17 protein-coding genes and 1 pseudogene are annotated in these 18,071 nt (G+C 42.0%); 16 read left to right on the top strand and 2 right to left on the bottom strand.

Going from position 1 to position 18,071, the window contains the following annotated elements:
• Window positions 1-154 precede the first annotated feature (154 nt).
• The 8 genes and pseudogenes from LCL96_RS07440 (at window position 155) to LCL96_RS07405 (ending at window position 8,046) form a co-directional block, all read left to right on the top strand.
• Window positions 155-712, top strand: a complete 558-nt coding sequence (locus tag LCL96_RS07440; protein ID WP_224940769.1) for a glycerol-3-phosphate responsive antiterminator — start codon at window positions 155-157, stop codon at window positions 710-712.
• 331 nt (window positions 713-1,043) lie between these two features.
• Complete coding sequence (locus LCL96_RS07435) at window positions 1,044-1,874, top strand: MIP/aquaporin family protein (protein WP_224940768.1); 831 nt, start codon at window positions 1,044-1,046, stop codon at window positions 1,872-1,874.
• 18 nt (window positions 1,875-1,892) lie between these two features.
• Window positions 1,893-3,383, top strand: a complete 1,491-nt coding sequence (gene glpK, locus LCL96_RS07430; RefSeq protein WP_224940767.1) for a glycerol kinase GlpK — start codon at window positions 1,893-1,895, stop codon at window positions 3,381-3,383.
• A gap of 170 nt (window positions 3,384-3,553) precedes the next feature.
• On the top strand, window positions 3,554-5,218 hold the full coding sequence (locus LCL96_RS07425; protein ID WP_224940766.1) for a glycerol-3-phosphate dehydrogenase/oxidase: 1,665 nt from the start codon (window positions 3,554-3,556) through the stop codon (window positions 5,216-5,218).
• 114 nt (window positions 5,219-5,332) lie between these two features.
• Complete coding sequence (locus LCL96_RS07420) at window positions 5,333-5,893, top strand: hypothetical protein (protein ID WP_224940765.1); 561 nt, start codon at window positions 5,333-5,335, stop codon at window positions 5,891-5,893.
• Window positions 5,894-6,160: 267 nt separating this feature from the next.
• Window positions 6,161-7,008 (top strand): annotated as a pseudogene (locus LCL96_RS07415) (oxidoreductase).
• Between the two features lie 113 nt (window positions 7,009-7,121).
• Window positions 7,122-7,541, top strand: coding sequence for an NUDIX domain-containing protein (locus tag LCL96_RS07410; protein WP_224941332.1), 420 nt, complete (start codon window positions 7,122-7,124; stop codon window positions 7,539-7,541).
• A gap of 61 nt (window positions 7,542-7,602) precedes the next feature.
• Window positions 7,603-8,046 carry a DUF4064 domain-containing protein gene (locus LCL96_RS07405; protein WP_224940764.1) on the top strand — a complete coding sequence of 148 codons (444 nt, stop codon included), beginning with the start codon at window positions 7,603-7,605 and terminating at the stop codon, window positions 8,044-8,046.
• A gap of 241 nt (window positions 8,047-8,287) precedes the next feature.
• Here LCL96_RS07405 and LCL96_RS07400 read toward each other — a convergent pair whose 3' ends face one another.
• Entirely contained in the window at window positions 8,288-8,383 is a 96-nt protein-coding gene (locus LCL96_RS07400; RefSeq protein ID WP_224940763.1) for a putative holin-like toxin, read from the bottom strand.
• Window positions 8,384-8,644: 261 nt separating this feature from the next.
• Between LCL96_RS07400 and LCL96_RS07395 the strand changes: the two genes are divergently transcribed.
• The 8 genes from LCL96_RS07395 (at window position 8,645) to LCL96_RS07360 (ending at window position 17,810) form a co-directional block, all read left to right on the top strand.
• On the top strand, window positions 8,645-9,742 hold the full coding sequence (locus LCL96_RS07395) for a M24 family metallopeptidase (RefSeq protein WP_224940762.1): 1,098 nt from the start codon (window positions 8,645-8,647) through the stop codon (window positions 9,740-9,742).
• Window positions 9,743-9,892: 150 nt separating this feature from the next.
• The gene (locus LCL96_RS07390; RefSeq protein ID WP_224940761.1) at window positions 9,893-12,055 is read left to right on the top strand and encodes a DNA topoisomerase III; all 2,163 of its coding nucleotides are present in this window, start codon (window positions 9,893-9,895) and stop codon (window positions 12,053-12,055) included.
• A 156-nt stretch (window positions 12,056-12,211) separates the two neighbouring features.
• Window positions 12,212-12,865: a type 1 glutamine amidotransferase domain-containing protein gene (locus LCL96_RS07385; protein WP_318246405.1), complete on the top strand. Its 654-nt coding sequence runs from the start codon at window positions 12,212-12,214 to the stop codon at window positions 12,863-12,865.
• Between the two features lie 109 nt (window positions 12,866-12,974).
• Window positions 12,975-13,355 carry a CidA/LrgA family protein gene (locus LCL96_RS07380; RefSeq protein WP_224940760.1) on the top strand — a complete coding sequence of 127 codons (381 nt, stop codon included), beginning with the start codon at window positions 12,975-12,977 and terminating at the stop codon, window positions 13,353-13,355.
• Window positions 13,339-14,025, top strand: a complete 687-nt coding sequence (locus tag LCL96_RS07375) for an LrgB family protein (protein WP_224940759.1) — start codon at window positions 13,339-13,341, stop codon at window positions 14,023-14,025. The genes LCL96_RS07380 and LCL96_RS07375 overlap by 17 nt, the downstream gene beginning before the upstream one ends.
• Window positions 14,026-14,088: 63 nt before the next feature.
• Complete coding sequence (locus tag LCL96_RS07370) at window positions 14,089-15,357, top strand: DUF2254 domain-containing protein (protein ID WP_224940758.1); 1,269 nt, start codon at window positions 14,089-14,091, stop codon at window positions 15,355-15,357.
• Window positions 15,358-15,462: 105 nt separating this feature from the next.
• Complete coding sequence (map, locus tag LCL96_RS07365; RefSeq protein ID WP_224940757.1) at window positions 15,463-16,206, top strand: type I methionyl aminopeptidase; 744 nt, start codon at window positions 15,463-15,465, stop codon at window positions 16,204-16,206.
• 317 nt (window positions 16,207-16,523) lie between these two features.
• Complete coding sequence (locus LCL96_RS07360) at window positions 16,524-17,810, top strand: globin-coupled sensor protein (protein WP_224940756.1); 1,287 nt, start codon at window positions 16,524-16,526, stop codon at window positions 17,808-17,810.
• Between the two features lie 50 nt (window positions 17,811-17,860).
• Here the strand turns inward: LCL96_RS07360 and LCL96_RS07355 are convergent, their stop codons facing one another.
• The gene (locus LCL96_RS07355; protein ID WP_224940755.1) at window positions 17,861-18,019 is read right to left on the bottom strand and encodes a hypothetical protein; all 159 of its coding nucleotides are present in this window, start codon (window positions 18,017-18,019) and stop codon (window positions 17,861-17,863) included.
• Between the last annotated feature and the right edge of the window lie 52 nt (window positions 18,020-18,071).

The following is an 18,071-nucleotide window of genomic DNA, read 5'->3' as shown; positions in this document are numbered from 1 at the left end:
TATTTTATGACATTTTCGCAAACCCTCCATCTCTACAAATTACATATTGTGGTAAAATCATACTATACATCCTTGAAACCATATGAAAGCAACTATGGTATAATTTCTCCTTGGAAAAACCCATATAAGAATTTGTAAGAAGGAGTGAAAGAAAGTGAGTTTTGAAGGTCAAAAGATACTTCCCGCGATACGCTCCATGAAGGACTTTGATAAAATGCTCGAAACCTCTTTCCAATACGGTGTGTTTCTCGACCTTCACGTCGGAATGCTGAAGAGTGTATTTGAATATGCCCGTAAAGAGAATCGTAAGATGTTTCTACACCTTGATCTTATTCACGGTTTAGCAAGTGATGAGTATGCGGCGGAATATGTCTGCCAGGAAATCAAGCCCTATGGCATCATTTCCACTAAAGGGAATGTCATTAAAAAAGCAAGGCAAAAAGGCGTCTTTGCCACGCAACGAATGTTTGTCATTGATTCCAGTGCCATGAATCGCAGCATTGAACTGATTCATAAAACGGATCCAGATTTCATTGAAGTCCTACCTGGTGTCGTTCCAAAGATCATTAAAGAGATCGGTGCAAAGACCGGCAAACCCATCTTTGCAGGGGGACTGATCGACACAGTGGAAGAAGTAGAGGCAGCACTTGATGCAGGGGCAACGGCGATCACTACTTCTGATCGTGTTCTTTGGAAACATTTTGACAGATAAAAAATCATGAAACCCCATTGACACCGCTTTCATCTTGGAGTAACATTGTTCACAAGTTAATACGTTGTGAAAGAGACGAAGAGACTCACGTGAAGTGCCTGTAAAGTATAGGCATATTCCGTGAGTCTTTTTGTTTTTGATACAACAGGTTCTGTTTATGGGATACTAAGCTTATACAAGAAGATTATGACCTGTGAATATAGGGTATACGAGCTAAAAAGCCTTACAAAAGGATGTGGGTCATTCTTGGACTTCGGAACAATATCATAAACATATTGTTTCATGTGTTGTTTTAAACAGAACCAAATACAGTCGAAACGAGGGATGATACATGAATGCATTTTTAGGAGAAGTGGTTGGAACGGCAATGCTGATTATCTTCGGTGCAGGGGTTTGTGCCAATGTAAACCTGAAGAAGTCATTTGCCTATAACGCCGGATGGATCGTGATCACATTTGGTTGGGGCTTAGGTGTTGCCATGAGCGTATATGCTGTCGGAAAGTTTAGCGGAGCTCACTTAAATCCCGCGGTCACGTTAGGACTTGCCTTCAACGGCGACTTTCCATGGAGTGACGTACCCAAGTATATCCTTGCTCAAATGATCGGAGCGATCATCGGGGCAGCGGTTACGTATTTACACTTTTTGCCTCACTGGCATGCAACGAAGGACCCTGGCGTTAAATTGGGCGTTTTCGCTACAGGACCAGCGATCCCACATTATTTTTCAAATTTATTAAGTGAAATCATTGGAACTTTTGTATTAGTAGTAGGATTATTGTCTATAGGGGCGAATACCTTTACAGACGGACTGAATCCATTTATCGTCGGATTCCTCATCATCGCAATCGGGATCTCACTTGGGGGTACAACAGGATATGCCATCAATCCAGCCCGTGATTTGGGACCGCGGATCGCACACTTTCTGCTTCCGATACCAGGTAAGGGGCCATCCAATTGGGGATACTCATGGATTCCGGTAGTTGGACCAGTCCTCGGCGGATCATTTGGTGGCGTATTTTATAAAGCGATCTTCATTGGGCAGGTCACAGCAAGCTTCTGGATCGTTCTGATCATCATATTAGCTGTGCTTGGACTAGCCTATGCGAGTGATAGAAAGACCAGCTTAGCGAAAAAAGTACATCAACTATCAACTGAAAATTAATCTATGGAGGGGTTATCAATGGAAAAGTACATTTTATCTTTGGATCAAGGAACAACAAGCTCAAGAGCCATCCTATTTAATAAAAAAGGGGAAATTGTTCACACGGCACAAAAAGAATTTACTCAATATTTTCCTAAACCCGGCTGGGTAGAGCACAGCGCAAATGAAATATGGGGATCCATTCTGGCCGTTATTGCAAGCGTTTTATCGGAATCAAGCGTTAAACCCGACCAAATTGAAGGAATCGGTATCACGAACCAACGAGAAACGACTGTTGTATGGGATAAAGAGACCGGTGACCCGGTTTACAATGCGATTGTATGGCAATCTCGACAAACAGCAGGAATCTGTGAGGAATTGAAATCACAAGGGTTAAACGACACGTTCCGGGATAAAACAGGGTTACTGATCGATGCCTATTTCTCCGGCACGAAGGTCAAATGGATACTGGATAACGTGGAAGGAGCTAAGGAAAAAGCAGAGGAGGGTAAACTACTCTTTGGAACGATAGACACCTGGTTAATCTGGAAAATGTCCGGTGGAACGGCTCATGTAACAGATTACTCCAATGCATCACGTACGCTTATGTATAATATCCATGACCTGAAATGGGATGAAGAACTACTTGATATTCTTGGTGTACCGGCAAGCATGCTTCCAGAGGTCCGTCCCTCTTCAGAAGTTTACGGGAAAACGGTTCCGTATCATTTCTTTGGCAGGGAGATTCCGATTGCGGGTGCTGCCGGGGATCAGCAGGCTGCGTTATTCGGACAGGCATGTTATGAGAAAGGAATGGCTAAGAACACGTACGGTACAGGATGCTTTATGCTCATGAATACAGGGGAAAAAGCCGTGAAATCTGAAAATGGATTATTGACGACACTTGCCTGGGGAATCGACGGGAAGGTCGAATACGCCCTGGAGGGAAGCATTTTTGTTGCGGGCTCAGCAATCCAGTGGCTGCGTGATGGCTTGCGTATGCTGAAAGATGCGAAAGATAGCCAGGACTATGCAGAGAGAGTGGACTCAACCGACGGCGTGTATGTCGTCCCTGCATTTGTAGGGCTTGGAACGCCTTATTGGGATAGTGATGTCCGAGGAGCTGTTTTCGGATTAACCCGCGGAACTTCTAAGGAGCATTTTGTAAGAGCCACTCTGGAGTCCCTTGCCTATCAAACAAAGGATGTGTTGACAGCGATGGAAGCGGATTCCGGGATTTCCCTTAAGAAACTTCGAGTTGATGGAGGCGCGGTCAAGAATGATTTCTTAATGCAATTCCAAAGCGATTTATTGTCCGTACCGGTTGAACGCCCTGTAGTCAATGAAACGACCGCACTTGGTGCTGCTTACTTGGCTGGACTTGCCGTCGGTTTCTGGAAAGATCGGGATGAAATCTCCAAGCAGTGGAATAAAGACAAACAATTCGAACCTGAAATGGACTCCGAAATTCAGGAAGAACTGTATGATGGATGGAAGAAAGCTGTAAAAGCAACTATGGCTTTTAAATAATAGAATACTATGATATAATGATTACAAGTTAATAAACGGTTAGAGACTAAGAGAGACCAAGCATGCATTATGGCACATTACGACCATAATGTTTGTTTCGGTCTCTTTTTTTATGGTTAAACAGTAAGATATAGACCATTTATTTCTATCATTGTTAGGAGGAACCCATTATGACATTTTCAAGTACTGCAAGAAAAGATGTGAAACATACATTGGCGACTACTCATTACGACCTGATTGTTATCGGGGGAGGGATTACAGGTGCAGGAATCGCGCTAGATGCATCAAAGCGTGGAATGAAGGTCGCCCTGGTCGAGATGCAGGATTTCGCAGCGGGAACATCCAGCCGTTCAACTAAACTGGTACATGGCGGATTACGCTATCTTAAACAATTCGAAGTGAAAATGGTGGCAGAAGTAGGAAAAGAACGTGAAATTGTATACGAAAACGGTCCTCATGTCACGACCCCGGAATGGATGCTGTTGCCCCTTCATAAAGGAGGAACATTCGGGAAATTCAGTACTTCCATCGGCTTAAAGGTATATGATTATCTTGCTGGAGTTAAGAAAGGCGAAAGACGGTCTATGTTGTCCGTATCAGAAACGTTAACGAAAGAGCCCCTCGTCAAAAAAGATGGCTTGAAGGGCGGTGGTTACTATGTCGAGTATCGCACCGATGACGCACGATTAACCATCGAGGTAATGAAAGAGGCCGTTGCTCATGGGGCGACCGTCATAAATTATATGAAATCCCAGCGTTTCCTTTATGATAATAAAAAAGTAGTTGGCATCGAAGCCGAAGACCTGGTAACAGGGGAAACGGTCGAAATCCGTGGATCGAAAATGGTCAATGCGGCAGGTCCATGGGTGGATGATGTCCGCGGGAAAGATTACAGTACGAATAACAAGCAGCTCCGCCTGACCAAGGGGGTTCACCTTGTCATTGATCAAAGTAAGTTCCCTCTCCAACAGGCAGTTTATTTTGATACACCCGATGGACGGATGGTATTCGCGATCCCACGTGATGGCAAAGCCTATGTAGGGACAACGGACACATTCTTTGACTCAGAGAAAGCATCCCCTCATATGACATCAGAAGACAGGGACTATATTCTAAATGCCATTCACTTTATGTTCCCAGATGTATCAGTCGGCAAAGAGGATGTAGAATCCAGTTGGGCAGGTGTGCGTCCGCTTATATTCGAAAAAGGAAAGGATCCTTCAGAAATATCAAGGAAGGATGAGGTATGGGAAGCGGAAAGTGGACTGATCACCATTGCAGGCGGTAAATTGACAGGTTACCGCAAAATGGGGGAAAACGTCGTGGACTTGGTCTCTTCTCGATTAAAAGAAGAGACCAAGCAGAAATTCCCGGCATCCTCGACAAAGCATATGCCGATTTCAGGAGGTCATGTAGGGGGCTCAAAGAACTTCCAATCCTTTATTGATCAAAAAGGAGGAGAAGCAGCACAATTCGGCTTATCAGAAGCAGAAGGAAGAAAGCTTGCCGGTATGTATGGATCCAACGTGGATCAGCTATTCAAGCTGGCTCATGCTTATAGTGGTACAACAGACGAAATGTCCGTGCCTCCTTATCTGTATGCACAGCTTATTTATGCGATACAGGAGGAAATGGCCGCCACACCGGTGGATTTCTTTATTCGACGTACAGGTGCTTTATTCTTTGATCGAGAATGGGTAGAGAAATGGAAGGAACCTGTCATCGAGATCATGTCCAAATTATTGAATTGGAATGACGAACAAAAGGGACGATACACGATTGAATTAGAGAATGAATTAAAAAATGCAGTGGTACCGATTGATTTACAGTCATGATGAAGGAAACGGCAGAGGTTCTGCCGTTTTTTTGCGTGCATTCAGTACTAAATCCTCCATAAATGGTAAAATAGGGATATAAGAGGCTTCTTTTAGGGACAGGAGGGATGTCTATTGGAAGAAAATAAAAAAATGCGGAGAAGAAGAGTGTTTATCTCCATCCTATTATCTTCACTTCTGGCAACATGCATCACGCTCTTTGTTGAAAAAGGAGATATGATCACCACCAAAAGCAATATCATCGAACATTTCCAGCAGTCAGAACCTATGAAGTCTTATAATGACTTGCAAGTAGTCTCAGAGAAAGAAGCCGGGGGACAGTACCTTCTTCTTTATACTTATAAAAATAAGTACAATGAAAAAGAAATCGGATTGGTTCATTATAGGAAAATGAAGCTTCTTCCCTTTTTCGAATTGGATCACTTTGATGATACCCTCCAAGCGACCGTAGGTACCGGTTTCTTGAATAATGGACAATTTATCGTTTACGGCAATCGAGAAGAGTTAGGCGCAGATTACTTTACCTACCGTCGGAATATTGAATTTAAACGAGTAAATTTGCGTGAGCCGACATTTTTCATCCAAATAGAGACATTTGAAAATCGATTTTTTGTTCCAAGACTGAATTTCTATTCGAATGATGGAAAAATCGTTGCTTCAACGAGAGCAAAATAAAATTATGCTTACAATTATATAAATATACGAAATGATGCTGAAATCGCTTAAAGTCTCCCATTCATTTCTTGAGACACCTACACATCACAGCTAATGGTAGTTGTAAGATTGCCGTTCAAGCTGTAAATTAAAACTAGAAATTGACACGACTCCTCGTCAAAGGCTGGCTTCAATGGGATGAAGCCGGCCTTTTTTTTGTTTTTCTAAAAAATCTAGAAAGTCCTGTCCGTGAAATTGATATACTCATAGAAAAGGGGGAGAGTCGACATGAATGAAAAAATAGCGGTTGTGACGGGATCCAATAGCGGTTTCGGATTATTATCAACAATAGAGCTTGCGCAGGCTGGCTTTAAAGTGATTGCCACAATGAGAGATCCTTCTAAAAGAGAAGCTTTAATTTCCCTTGCTAAGCAGGCAGGTGTGGAGCAATCCATCGATATTCAATCTTTGGATGTGACGTCTGAAGTATCTATAAAGAAGTTTTCGTCTTATCTTTCGCAAGTGGGGAGAGTGGACCTCTTAATGAATAATGCAGGCTATGCAGTAGGCGGTTTTGCAGAAGAGGTAAGCATCGAGGAATACCGAGAGCAATTTGAAACAAATGTATTCGGTGTTATGAGGATCACTCAGCTGGTACTCCCCTTTATGAGAAATCACGGGTATGGAAAGATCATAAATATGAGCAGCATTAGCGGAAAATTCGGATTCCCCGGATTAAGCCCTTATGTTTCTTCCAAGTTTGCTCTTGAAGGGTACAGTGAAAGTCTCCGACTAGAAGTAGAACCATTCGGCATTGACGTTTACCTCATTGAGCCTGGTTCTTATCGGACGAATATTTGGTCTTCAGGAAAAAAAATCACTTCTCGTTCGTTAGAGAAACATTCCCCTTATCATTTTTATATGAACAACATCCTTAAGGAAATGGACGCTGAGGTAGATTCACATGGGGATCCAAGTGAGGTATCTGCCCTTGTGAAAAAGCTTGCTCAGGGTAAAAAAAGGACATTCAGAAATCCCATCGGAAAAAAATTCGATTAACGCTACTCCTCAAAATGGTCCTTCCTTGGGGAATCATCGAAGACATCGTCCTCAAAAAACTACAGATGCGCAAATGAAGCATGAATCCTGCAGATGTCTGAAAATAAAGAATTTTAATGTGAAGAAGGAGAAATTTGTCAAAAGAGCGAATATGCTTTAAGGAGACTATGACATGAAACGAGGTGAATACATGTACGACTGGAAGGGGGCATCGGCTCTTTGTATGAATGAAGGGCGTTTATTGATGGTATTGCAGGGAAAAGAAAAAGAAGAGAAACGATGGTCGGTTCCTTCTGGTGGCCTTGAGAAAGGGGAAACCTTAATGGAATGCTGCAGGCGTGAAGTGTGGGAGGAAACCGGCTATGAGGTGGAAGTTGGAAAACACCTTTATACTAAATGGGGAAATGAAGGAAACATCACCACACAGATTCATTATTATGAAGCCCGGCTTATCGGAGGGGCTGCAACTCTTCAAGACCCTGATCAATTGATACATAAAATAGAATGGATTACACTATCCGAGTTAAAGAAACTACCCCTGTGCTTTCCTGAGGATGAATCCATCCTTGAAGCATATATGAGTCATAAGCAAAACGCACTATCCTCTTAAGGGAATAGTGATGTTTTAGCCCAATATACTATAGAATACAACACAAAAAGGAGAGAGTAGAATGGTAAAACGCACTGGAGAAGTGATCATGGGAATTATCGGTATTGTTCTATCCGCATTATTTTCCATTATCGGTATTGTCATGAACATGGGGATGAGCAGTCCAGACGTCATGTCCCAGATCGAAGAAGGAATGCAGAGTGACCCGAATCTGCAGGATTCAGGAATGACAGCGGGGGATATGAATACCATTATGGAAGCAGCTGAATCGATGGGTTCTTATCTGGTCATATTAGGCATCATAGCTTCCATCATCGGCATTATTGCTGTCTTAACCATTGTTAAAAATAGAAAACCGGTGCTATCTGGTATTCTGTTTATCATTGCCGCTCTTGTCATCGGTCTTGGAACAATCGGATTCGGATTTATCCCCGGTCTTTTGTTCTTGATTGCGGGCATCATGGCATTCGTTCGTAAACCAAAGAAGATAGATCCGGTTTACTAAATGATCAGAGCCCAGGGATACTCTTATCCGGGCTCTTATTTTAATAAAATAGGCTCGACCCCACCTTGCTTTCCACCTGGATTTATATTATCTTAAAAGAAGAGTATCCTAGAAAAAACAAGAGACACTGGCGGCAACCAGTGTCTCCTGCTACACAGCAAACTGCAAGGAAAGCAGTGGCCCAATAGAGAAAGGAATATAACTCTACCCTTCAAAGTTTAGGCGCTTCATGAGGGTGGGGTTATTTCTTTTTGTCATTTGAAATAACAATGGCAATGATGGAGACAATTAAAGAGCCAAAGGTAATCATCAGCGTTAACGCCTCGTACGTTGTCACTATAAGCACCACCTCCTTTACAAGGAAGTGGCCACTCCCACCCTACATTCACTGTATAGTGAAAAGTATATCACAATCACACTCCTTCCTTTATAGGCAAGAGGTAGGAAAAGCATTTCCCGATCAAAAAAAACAGACATTCATAGTTGGGATTCATCCAAAGAGACAAGATCATTTCAAACTTTCACCGAAATATGTTAGCATAGAAATGCTCATATGAAACGATTACATAACACCACGATATTCAAGGAGGAACATTGAATGAAACAACGTATAGAAATAGTGAAAAACTGGTTAAAAGAAGAAAATATTGATGCAGCATTTATCAATTCTACTGAAAACGTATTTTATTTAACAAACTTCCACACAGACCCACATGAGCGATTAATGGGACTATTTATTTTCCCGGAAGCCGAACCTTTTGTGATTTTGCCTGGAATGGAAGTGCGTCAAATAAAGGATGCAGGCTGGAGCAGCGAAGTGATAGGCTATTCTGATCATGAGAATCCATGGGATTTCATTCAAGAGGCCATTCAAAAGAAGAGCATCAAAGGGAACAAGGTAGCTTTCGAAAATGAAGTGGTGACCTATGGTCGCAGTCAAGAATTCCTGAACATCTTTGATGCACCCCAAATCGTAAATGCGGAAGACAAGTTAAACGAAATGCGCCTTGTGAAAGACGAGAAGGAAATCGAAATCATGCAACGTGCTGCAAAAATGGCGGACTTTGGGGTAGAAGTAGGTGTAAGTGCCCTCCAGGAAGGCATAACAGAAATGGAGGTCCTTGCAAAGATTGAGTACGAACTTAAGAAAAAAGGCATCCGTGAAATGTCGTTTTCTACAATGGTACTTTTCGGTGAAAAGGGTGGAGATCCACACGGAAATCCAGGGGACCGTCAATTGAAAGCTGGAGATCTTGTGTTGTTTGATCTTGGGGTCGTACTGGAAGGATATACTTCAGATATCACCCGAACCGTTGCCTATAAATCGGTATCGGATAAACAGAAGGAAATGTATAACACAGTCTTAAAGGCTGAGCTAGCTTCATTAGAGGCGAGTAAACCTGGCAATCGAATTGGTGACTTAGATCAAATCGCACGTGATATCATCACCGATGCAGGATACGGGGACTACTTCCCACACCGTATCGGACATGGATTGGGAATCAACGTCCACGAATTTCCTTCTATGAGCCATTTGAATGACGGCATTTTAAAAGAAGGAATGACATACACCATAGAGCCTGGTATCTACGTACCTGAAATCGGCGGTGTTAGAATTGAAGATGATGTGCTCATCACGAAAGATGGTTACACAACATTAACCAACTACCCTAAAGACCTTCAAATCATCGAATAGACACATAGGAAGGCTGACGTTTATGCGTTAGCCTTCTTTTTATGATGTCTTCCATTCATATCAAACTGAACAACAATTTCTAAATTCAATAGAACAAGAGTTCTTGAAAATGTTATAATTAAAGCATCATATACGGAACAGGAGAATGTTATGAAAGTCGTTATAGCTGAAAAACCCGATCAAGGGGCAACCCTTGCCAAACCGTTCCCACACAGGAAACGTCAAGGATACATCGAAATCCATCCAACCGCTATATTCCCTAAAGGGGCTTATATTACGTGGGCAGTAGGACATCTTTTTCAGCTTCAAGGCCCTGAAAAATATGAAAGCAAATGGAAGAAGTGGACACTCGATGATCTTCCCATCATCCCACATAGATTCCAGTATGAACTGCAGAGGGCCAAAGCCAAACAATTCTCCGTCATCAAAGAACTGCTGAATAAAAAGGAAGTGACAGAAATCATTCATGCCGGTGATGCGGGACGTGAAGGGGAATTGATCATCCGGAATATCGTCTCCATGTCCAGGGTACAGAAACCGATGAAGAGATTATGGATTTCTTCCTTGACCGAAAAGGCCATCACGCTTGGATTTGAGAGTTTAAGAGAAGAAACCGAGATGAGAAATCTTTATTATGAAGCCTATTCAAGGGCTTGTGCCGACTGGCTGGTAGGGATGAATGCTTCAAGAGTATACAGTATCCTCTTAAAACAGCAGGGGATGTCGGATGTTTTCTCTGCAGGCAGGGTCCAGACACCGACACTTGCGTTGATCGTGAGAAGGGATGAAGAAATTGATCGTTTTAGAAGTGAACCCTTCTGGGAAGTGAAGGCCGATTTTCAGGTTGGTGATTACACCTATGAAGGAATTTGGCAAAAGGACGGGGAGAGCCGAATACAATCACGTGAGCTTGCCGAAAAGATTGCTTCTTTTTGTCAAAACAAACCCGCTTCCGTAACGAACATGAACGTAGAGAGAAAAGAGTTCTCTCCCCCTTTACTATTCAATCTTTCAGCCTTGCAGGCAACCATCAATAAAATGTATAAGTTCTCTCCAAAGAAGACACTGGATGTGCTCCAGAAGCTCTATCAAAAAGGGATCGTCTCATACCCTAGGTCAGATTCCCAATATGTAACAAAAGGCGAAGCGGAAGCTTTTCCGGAAATCATGACTAAGCTTCAGGCATATAGCCCCTTCAATCAATGGATCCCCGCTCCGGAAGCAAGTCTATTGAACAATAAACGATACGTAAATGAAGCAAAGGTTTCCGATCACTATGCCATCATCCCAACGGAACAAGTAACTGACCCTGGCTCTTTACCAGAAGATGAGAGAAAGATTTATGATGTAGTCGTGAAGCGATTTATCGCTGCTCATCATGACAAAGCGATCATAAATTACACTACCATCACCACCATCGTGGATGATAGGGCTGAGTTCATTTCGAAAGGAAAGCAGATCATACAGGAGGGCTGGCGTAAAGTCCTTATGCAGCATGATAAAGAAGACGATCCTCTATTGCCACCAGTTGCCGAACAGGATAAAGGATTCGTGAAGAAGGTCATTACTAAAGAAGGAAAAACCCAGCCCCCAAAGCGATATACAGAAGGACAATTGATAACGTTAATGAAGACCGCGGGTAAACATATGGATAATGATGAACTGGAAAAAGTGCTGAAGCAAACAGAGGGACTGGGAACAGAAGCGACAAGGGCCGGGATCATCACGATGCTTAAGGACCGAAAGTACATTGATATCCAAAAAAATATTGTTTTCCCAACTGATAAAGCCAAAGTATTAATTCGTGCAATTGGGGAGAATTTGTTATCTTCAGCGGAAATGACGGCAAAATGGGAGCAGCGCTTGCAAGAAATAGGAAAAGGAAAAGCGTCTGCACCCGAATTTATGGAGCAAGTAAAAAAATTAAGTGATCGGCTTGTACAAAATGCCCTTAAAGAATCCCAGACCTGGAAGTTCGAGGATCTGGATACAGATTCCATCCAACGAAGGAAGGGAAAGAAAGGGAAACCTGCAACTAAAGCCAGTCTTGGCAGCTGCTTGAAATGTGATGGTAAGGTCATCGATAAAGGGAAATTCTATGGGTGTTCCAATTACCAAAAGACGAGGTGCAGCTTTACGATCTCCAAGACCATCTTATCAAAAAAAATCACCCAAAAAATCGTTAAACAAGTATTAAAAGAGGGGAAATCCGATCGAATAGACGGTTTCAAGAAAGGGGAAAAGGAATTTTCGGCTTACCTAAGCTGGGATACCCACCAGAAAAAAATCCAATTCCAATTTGATGTTAACTAACCCCTATGAGAAAGGGTGGCTTCATTTATTTGGAGCCGCTTTTTTTACCATTCAGTCTAGGAGAGAATATTGATTACAAGAAGTTTATTTTTCTCTAAAATGGATAAAACAAAAGAGTGATAGGAAATCAACGATTGAAAAAATGGAGGGTATACATTGAAAAAGATATTGATGGTGTTAACAAACGAAAGCAAAATCGACGACGAACACGAAACAGGTCTTTGGTTATCTGAGTTCGCTGAACCATATGAAGAATTTAGAAATCAAGGTTACAGTGTGGATGTGGCAAGTTTAAAAGGAGGTCGCATTCCACTGGATCCAAACAGTCTTGATGATGAACAGGTGGAAAGATGGAAAGGTGTCACGAAGGAACTCGATCAAACATTGGTCCTTTCCCAATTGAATGTGAATGAATATGCCGGTATCTTCTTACCGGGAGGTCACGGAACCATGTTTGACCTTCCTGAGAGTCCAGAGCTCAAGAAAGCGTTGACCCATTTCGCTGAAAATGATAAGGCGATCGGTTCTGTTTGTCACGGTCCGGCAGGATTTGTCGGAACGAAACTCTCAAATGGTAAATGGCTGGTTGAGGGAAAAAGTTTAACGGCATTCACGAACGAAGAAGAGCAACAAACAGGACTGGATTCACTGATGCCCTTTTTATTAGAAACAAAATTGAGAGAACAGGGAGCACAATTCGAAAAATCTGATGCATGGAGCAATCATGTGATCACCGATGGAAAATTCGTGACTGGTCAGAATCCACAATCCAGTCAGTCAGCCGCGGAAGCGTTCGTTAAAGTGCTGTAACAAATTGTTTCAGAAAGAGCATGGGTTCAAACCATGCTCTTTTTTTGTTCTCAAAATGATCATCAAATGTGATAAAATCGGGAGAAGAAAGAAGAGAAGGGGGAAGCATATGCAAGCTATCCGGATCATGATACAAATAGCTATTCTCTGTATTTTTTATGAAATCGGAAAGTGGTGTACATCCTTCTTTCACCTACCAATCCCCGGAAGCATCATCGGGATGATGCTTTTATTTTTATTATTATTGACGGGGGTCCTAAATGAAAGGATATTGATGGACGGCTCGGGATTTTTTCTAAGACACTTTTCCTTCTTTTTCCTCCCTTTATCGGTCAGTGCGATTGTCCTTGGACCGTATTTTATTGAAATGGGATGGAAGCTTGCCCTTATTCTGATCGTAAGTGGACTAGTTGGATTCGTAGTCACTTCTGTATCAGCAGAAATGCTCATCAATTGGAAGGAGAAAAGAACATATGACCGATCTCATTAGTTTCCTGCTCACAACAGGCATTACACTACTATATTTTTTTCTTGCTGTCCGAATCCATCAGCACTGGCCAAATCCGTTCACGATCCCGATCTTTCTAAGTACGGTTGCGATTATTATCACGTTATTGATCTTGGATATTCCGTACAAGGAATATGCACATGACACTTCACTTATCACCTATTTACTTGGTCCGGCGACAGTATCCCTTGCGTATCCCCTTTATCAGCATCGATTATTGCTCATGAGAAACATTCAACCCATCCTTTTAGGCATTCTGTTCGGAAGTGGCATGTCCATGCTGGTGTCTTATTACATCAGCATCCGTTTAGGTATCCCGACTGACTGGAGCCGATCATTACTATTAAAAACCATCACCACTCCAGTGGCAGTTGAAATTGGGAGGGAGATTGGTGCGAAAATCGAAGTCATCCCCACGGTAGTCATCGTCACAGGTATGATAGGTGCCATGATTATCCCTACAATCCTGAAGGTGATCGGCATTAAACACCCGATTGCTAAAGGCCTTCCATTCGGTGTCATCTCCCATGGAGTGGGTACAGCCCAAGCCATAAAAGAAGGAGAGAGAGAAGGAGCTGTCAGCGGCGCCGCCATGGCATTGACTGCCACCATCATGTCTTTTCTCATTCCTATCCTATTTCTTTTGGTTTGAAAAAAGGGTGAAGGGAGAAGCTATAAAGGAGCGCACACCTAATGAACAAAGGAGAGGCCAGCCGTGAAATCATTCGTTATGAAAATCCGAAAAGGGATATGGGTCGTTCCCGCTCTTTACAGTTCAGCTTCGTTGGCGCTGGCCATCACCACTGTATCACTGGATACATACTGGATACATAAAATTGAACCATTCCTCCCGGTCATGATGTTGACGAGCATTGACCTGGCTCAAACAGTATTGAGTGCAATCGCATCGTCCCTACTAACGATGACCACCTTTACATTTTCTACTGTGATGGTTGTGCTGACGACATACTCATCTCAGTTCTCACCAAGAACCCTACAAAATTTCGTGAAGGATAAAACGACAATGAGAGGCCTGGGGATTTTTCTGGGCGGCTTTATCTACTCCATCATTTCTCTCTTATTTATGAGGCAGAGCCTTGAAGAGCATCTGGTATCATCTGCTTTTATCGGGGTTCTTTACGCCATTGTCTGTCTGGCTTTTTTTGCCTACTTCATTCACCACATTGCGACTTCCATTCAGATCAGCCGCTTAATCGAGCGCTTGGAAGAAGAAGCGTTAAAGGTGATTGACTATTATCAGGAAATCCAAAAAGATCAAGAGATTCATCCATACAAAACCATCCCGGTTCAATACGATAGAGTGAGGGAATATACATCTCATAAAACTGGATTTATCCAATATATAGACTTTTCAACATTGGTGAATCACGCTTCTCAGGAGGATGTTCTTATCAATTTTGAAAAAGGTATAGGTGATTTTGTAAAAGAAGGAGAAACTCTCTTCTCCATCCATAGCCATCAACAGCATGAAAAAGATTTAAGCCCCTATCTATTCATTGGCAGAGAACGAATGGGTGAATATGACCTTGCCTATTCCTTACAAAAGATAGTGGAAATAGCCCTGAGAGCCATTTCTCCCGGCATAAATGATCCCAACACAGCAAGGGATTCAATAAAATATTTAGGACTGATCCTAAGTGAAACTCACCGGATCCAGGACGGGGTCCTTACGTTGCATGATGATGACCGGCATCCCCGGGTCATGGTGACTTTATTTTCATTCAATCACATTCTCTATAACACGTATTATCAGATTGTTCATTATGGGAAAGGCGATATTTCTGTGATCCTATCTATCATGGACTCACTTATTATGATAGACCAAAGTGGAAATATGGACCGGAAACATATTGTTTACGATTTTCATAAATATGTACTGCATGGAATGGATATGGATCAAATGCAGGAGTGGGATTTGTACTATTTAAACGAAAAGATCAAAAGACTGACACCTGAACAATGATGGATGATTGAACACCAGCTCCTTTCATGAGAGGCTTTCCCTTTAAAAATGCAGGATGTTTCTGTATAGTAAGGGAAGGAAATTCAAATAGAGAAGGAAGATATTATGATTGTCAAAACGGATAAAGACTTACAAGCATTAAAAGAAATCGGGCGTATTGTTGCCATGATCCGCGATGAGCTGCGAACTCACACAAAACCTGGCGTTACCACTAAGGAATTGGACGATAGGGCTGGCAAATTGTTTGAAGAGCATGATGCCATCTCAGGACCAAAAGGGGAATATGACTTTCCCGGGTTTACATGCATCAGCGTAAATGAAGAAGTTGCCCACGGCATCCCTGGAGAAAGGGTTATTAATGAAGGGGACCTTGTCAATATAGACGTATCTGGATCTAAGAATGGCTATTATGCAGATACAGGCATTTCATTCGTTGTCGGCGAAAGCGATCCGAAGCTTACAGATTTGTGTGATGCTGCGCTGAAATCATTCGAGGCAGGACTCAAAAAGGCGAGAGCCGGTTCGAAACAGAACGGAATAGGAAAAGCCGTAAATAATGAGGCGAGAAAAAATGGTTACACTGTGATCATGAATTTAACCGGTCACGGGGTTGGTCGCTCGCTGCACGAGAAACCGGACCACATCCTGAATTACTTCGATCCTTGGGATAACGCTTTATTAAAAGAAGGAACAGTTATCGCATTTGAACCATTTGTCTCCACAAAAGCCCAAAACGTAGTCGAAAAAGGAGACGGATGGACATACATCACCCCGGACAACAGCTTCGTTGCCCAAATTGAACATACCATCATCATCACCAAAGATGAACCAATCATCCTAACAAAGTAAAGAAGAGAGGGACGGACCTTGATTCCGGGAGATATTCCTGGAATCGCAGGTCCGTCCCTCCTTTTGTACATGTTTTGTATAAGTGATAGTATAAGCATAATGTAAGTGGTTCGTCGCACTTTCGAATTCCCCGTCAAACTGCATGTAGAGATTCTCATTCATACATTCCATAGAATCAAACAATAGAGAGTTTTGAATACTTTGTAAACAAAATGATTGTATTAGGAAAAAAGTTGGGGTAAAGTATACTTATTGTAGTTGTACAAAAATTATACAATTAGCCCAAAAAATAACATTTATATCGGAGGCACCTCAAAATGGCTGTATTATTCTCAAAAAAACCAAAGAATGAACCTGTGCTCGTTCGCGAATCAAATGTCATTGTATTGAAAGATAAAAAATTGAATGAAAGACTACATTATATGCAGTTTCAAGAACACCACCTTCAAGAATTAAATGAGATCCTTCCCGTATACGACCAACTATCAGACACCTTCCTCGAAACTGTACTTGATCACTTGTACAAGCATCCAAGTTTAGTCGAGATTGCCGTGAACCATTCAAGCAGGGAACGATTAAAGGCCGTTTTCCATGACTATTTCAGGTCCTTATTTTCTGGTGAACTGAATGATGAGTATTTTTCCATGAGAGAACGGATGGGCAAAACTCATAACCGAAATGGAGTGACGATTGATTGGTTTATTTCGACTTACACCACGATCCAGCATCTATTAATTCCAAAGATTGTTGAATTATATCAAAATGACCCCTCTAAGCTTGCATCTGTTCTTGTTGCAATAGATCACGGTATTCATTTAGATGCGAGTATCGTATCTGAATATTACATACAGAGTAGAATGGACGAACTTGAAAAGCTGCATCTGGAAAACCAGGAACTTCAATTAGAAATGCTGAACATGAATACAGAACTCGGATCATCCTTAAGTCAAACGGAACAAAGCCTGAATGAGACAGCGACAAAAGCTGAAAGAATCCGGGCAGAATCAGAAAACACCGAAAAAAGCAGCAAAAACCTCCTTCAACTTTCTAAAATGAATAAAGATCAAACGGATCATATGATTGAGAGCTTCGGGATCATCACAGAACAAATCAATACCTTACTGAAAGAAATTAAAGGGGTTAAGGATATAGCCGAGCAGATTACACCGCTCTCTAACTCCATTCAGCAAATAGCTGAGCAAACAAATCTTCTTGCATTAAATGCATCCATTGAAGCTGCAAGGGCAGGAAATGAAGGTAGAGGATTTGCAGTGGTGGCATCAGAGGTAAGAAAACTGGCGGAAGATTCGAAGGAACTGAGTAATTCCATCCATCAGCTCGTCAATGAAAGCAACAAGCAAATCGGCATTGTGTCAAATCGCGTCCGTAACATGACTGAGTTGACAGAGAACTCACGTCAGGAGATTGGGAATGTCCAAAGTGGAATCATGACGGTCCAGATGGAAATGGAAAACTATATGGACATGTTCAAACGGAACCAATCAGAATTACATCACATAGTAGAAGCAATTAAGAAAATAAATCATACGACAGATGAATTGGTACAATTCGCTTCCACCATCATTCAAAAAATGAACACATAAAAAAAGAAAGGGCAAAGGGGATTAAATCCCTTATGCCCTTTCTTTTACTATTATACAATCTTGGTTTTACCGCATTCCTGGCACTTACGAAAAAACTTTCCATCCAGCACCCTGGATTTAAAAATGTTGTTCCCACATTCGCAACGACCACTATGTTCGTCAGGATCATCCTTATAAAGGACGATATTCTCTTCTTGTTCTTCCTTCATTGTCTTCCCCCATTAACATCATACTTCTTTCTATAGTATAGAGGGAATGCGC

The sequence above is a fragment of the Rossellomorea aquimaris genome (assembly GCF_020172085.1).
GTDB classification, from domain to species: Bacteria; Bacillota; Bacilli; order Bacillales; family Bacillaceae_B; genus Rossellomorea; species Rossellomorea aquimaris_E.
Note: the sequence above shows the minus strand (reverse complement) of the source record. Positions and strands in the feature narration are given on the sequence as shown.

Coding starts and splice junctions, on each gene's coding strand:
- LCL96_RS07435 (WP_224940768.1), top strand. CDS start 1,044: ATGAATGCATTTTTAGGAGAAGTGGTTGGAACGGCAATGCTGATTATC.
- glpK (WP_224940767.1), top strand. CDS start 1,893: ATGGAAAAGTACATTTTATCTTTGGATCAAGGAACAACAAGCTCAAGA.
- LCL96_RS07425 (WP_224940766.1), top strand. CDS start 3,554: ATGACATTTTCAAGTACTGCAAGAAAAGATGTGAAACATACATTGGCG.
- LCL96_RS07410 (WP_224941332.1), top strand. CDS start 7,122: ATGTACGACTGGAAGGGGGCATCGGCTCTTTGTATGAATGAAGGGCGT.
- LCL96_RS07405 (WP_224940764.1), top strand. CDS start 7,603: ATGGTAAAACGCACTGGAGAAGTGATCATGGGAATTATCGGTATTGTT.
- LCL96_RS07395 (WP_224940762.1), top strand. CDS start 8,645: ATGAAACAACGTATAGAAATAGTGAAAAACTGGTTAAAAGAAGAAAAT.
- LCL96_RS07390 (WP_224940761.1), top strand. CDS start 9,893: ATGAAAGTCGTTATAGCTGAAAAACCCGATCAAGGGGCAACCCTTGCC.
- LCL96_RS07380 (WP_224940760.1), top strand. CDS start 12,975: ATGCAAGCTATCCGGATCATGATACAAATAGCTATTCTCTGTATTTTT.
- LCL96_RS07375 (WP_224940759.1), top strand. CDS start 13,339: ATGACCGATCTCATTAGTTTCCTGCTCACAACAGGCATTACACTACTA.
- map (WP_224940757.1), top strand. CDS start 15,463: ATGATTGTCAAAACGGATAAAGACTTACAAGCATTAAAAGAAATCGGG.
- LCL96_RS07360 (WP_224940756.1), top strand. CDS start 16,524: ATGGCTGTATTATTCTCAAAAAAACCAAAGAATGAACCTGTGCTCGTT.
- LCL96_RS07355 (WP_224940755.1), bottom strand. CDS start 18,019: ATGAAGGAAGAACAAGAAGAGAATATCGTCCTTTATAAGGATGATCCT.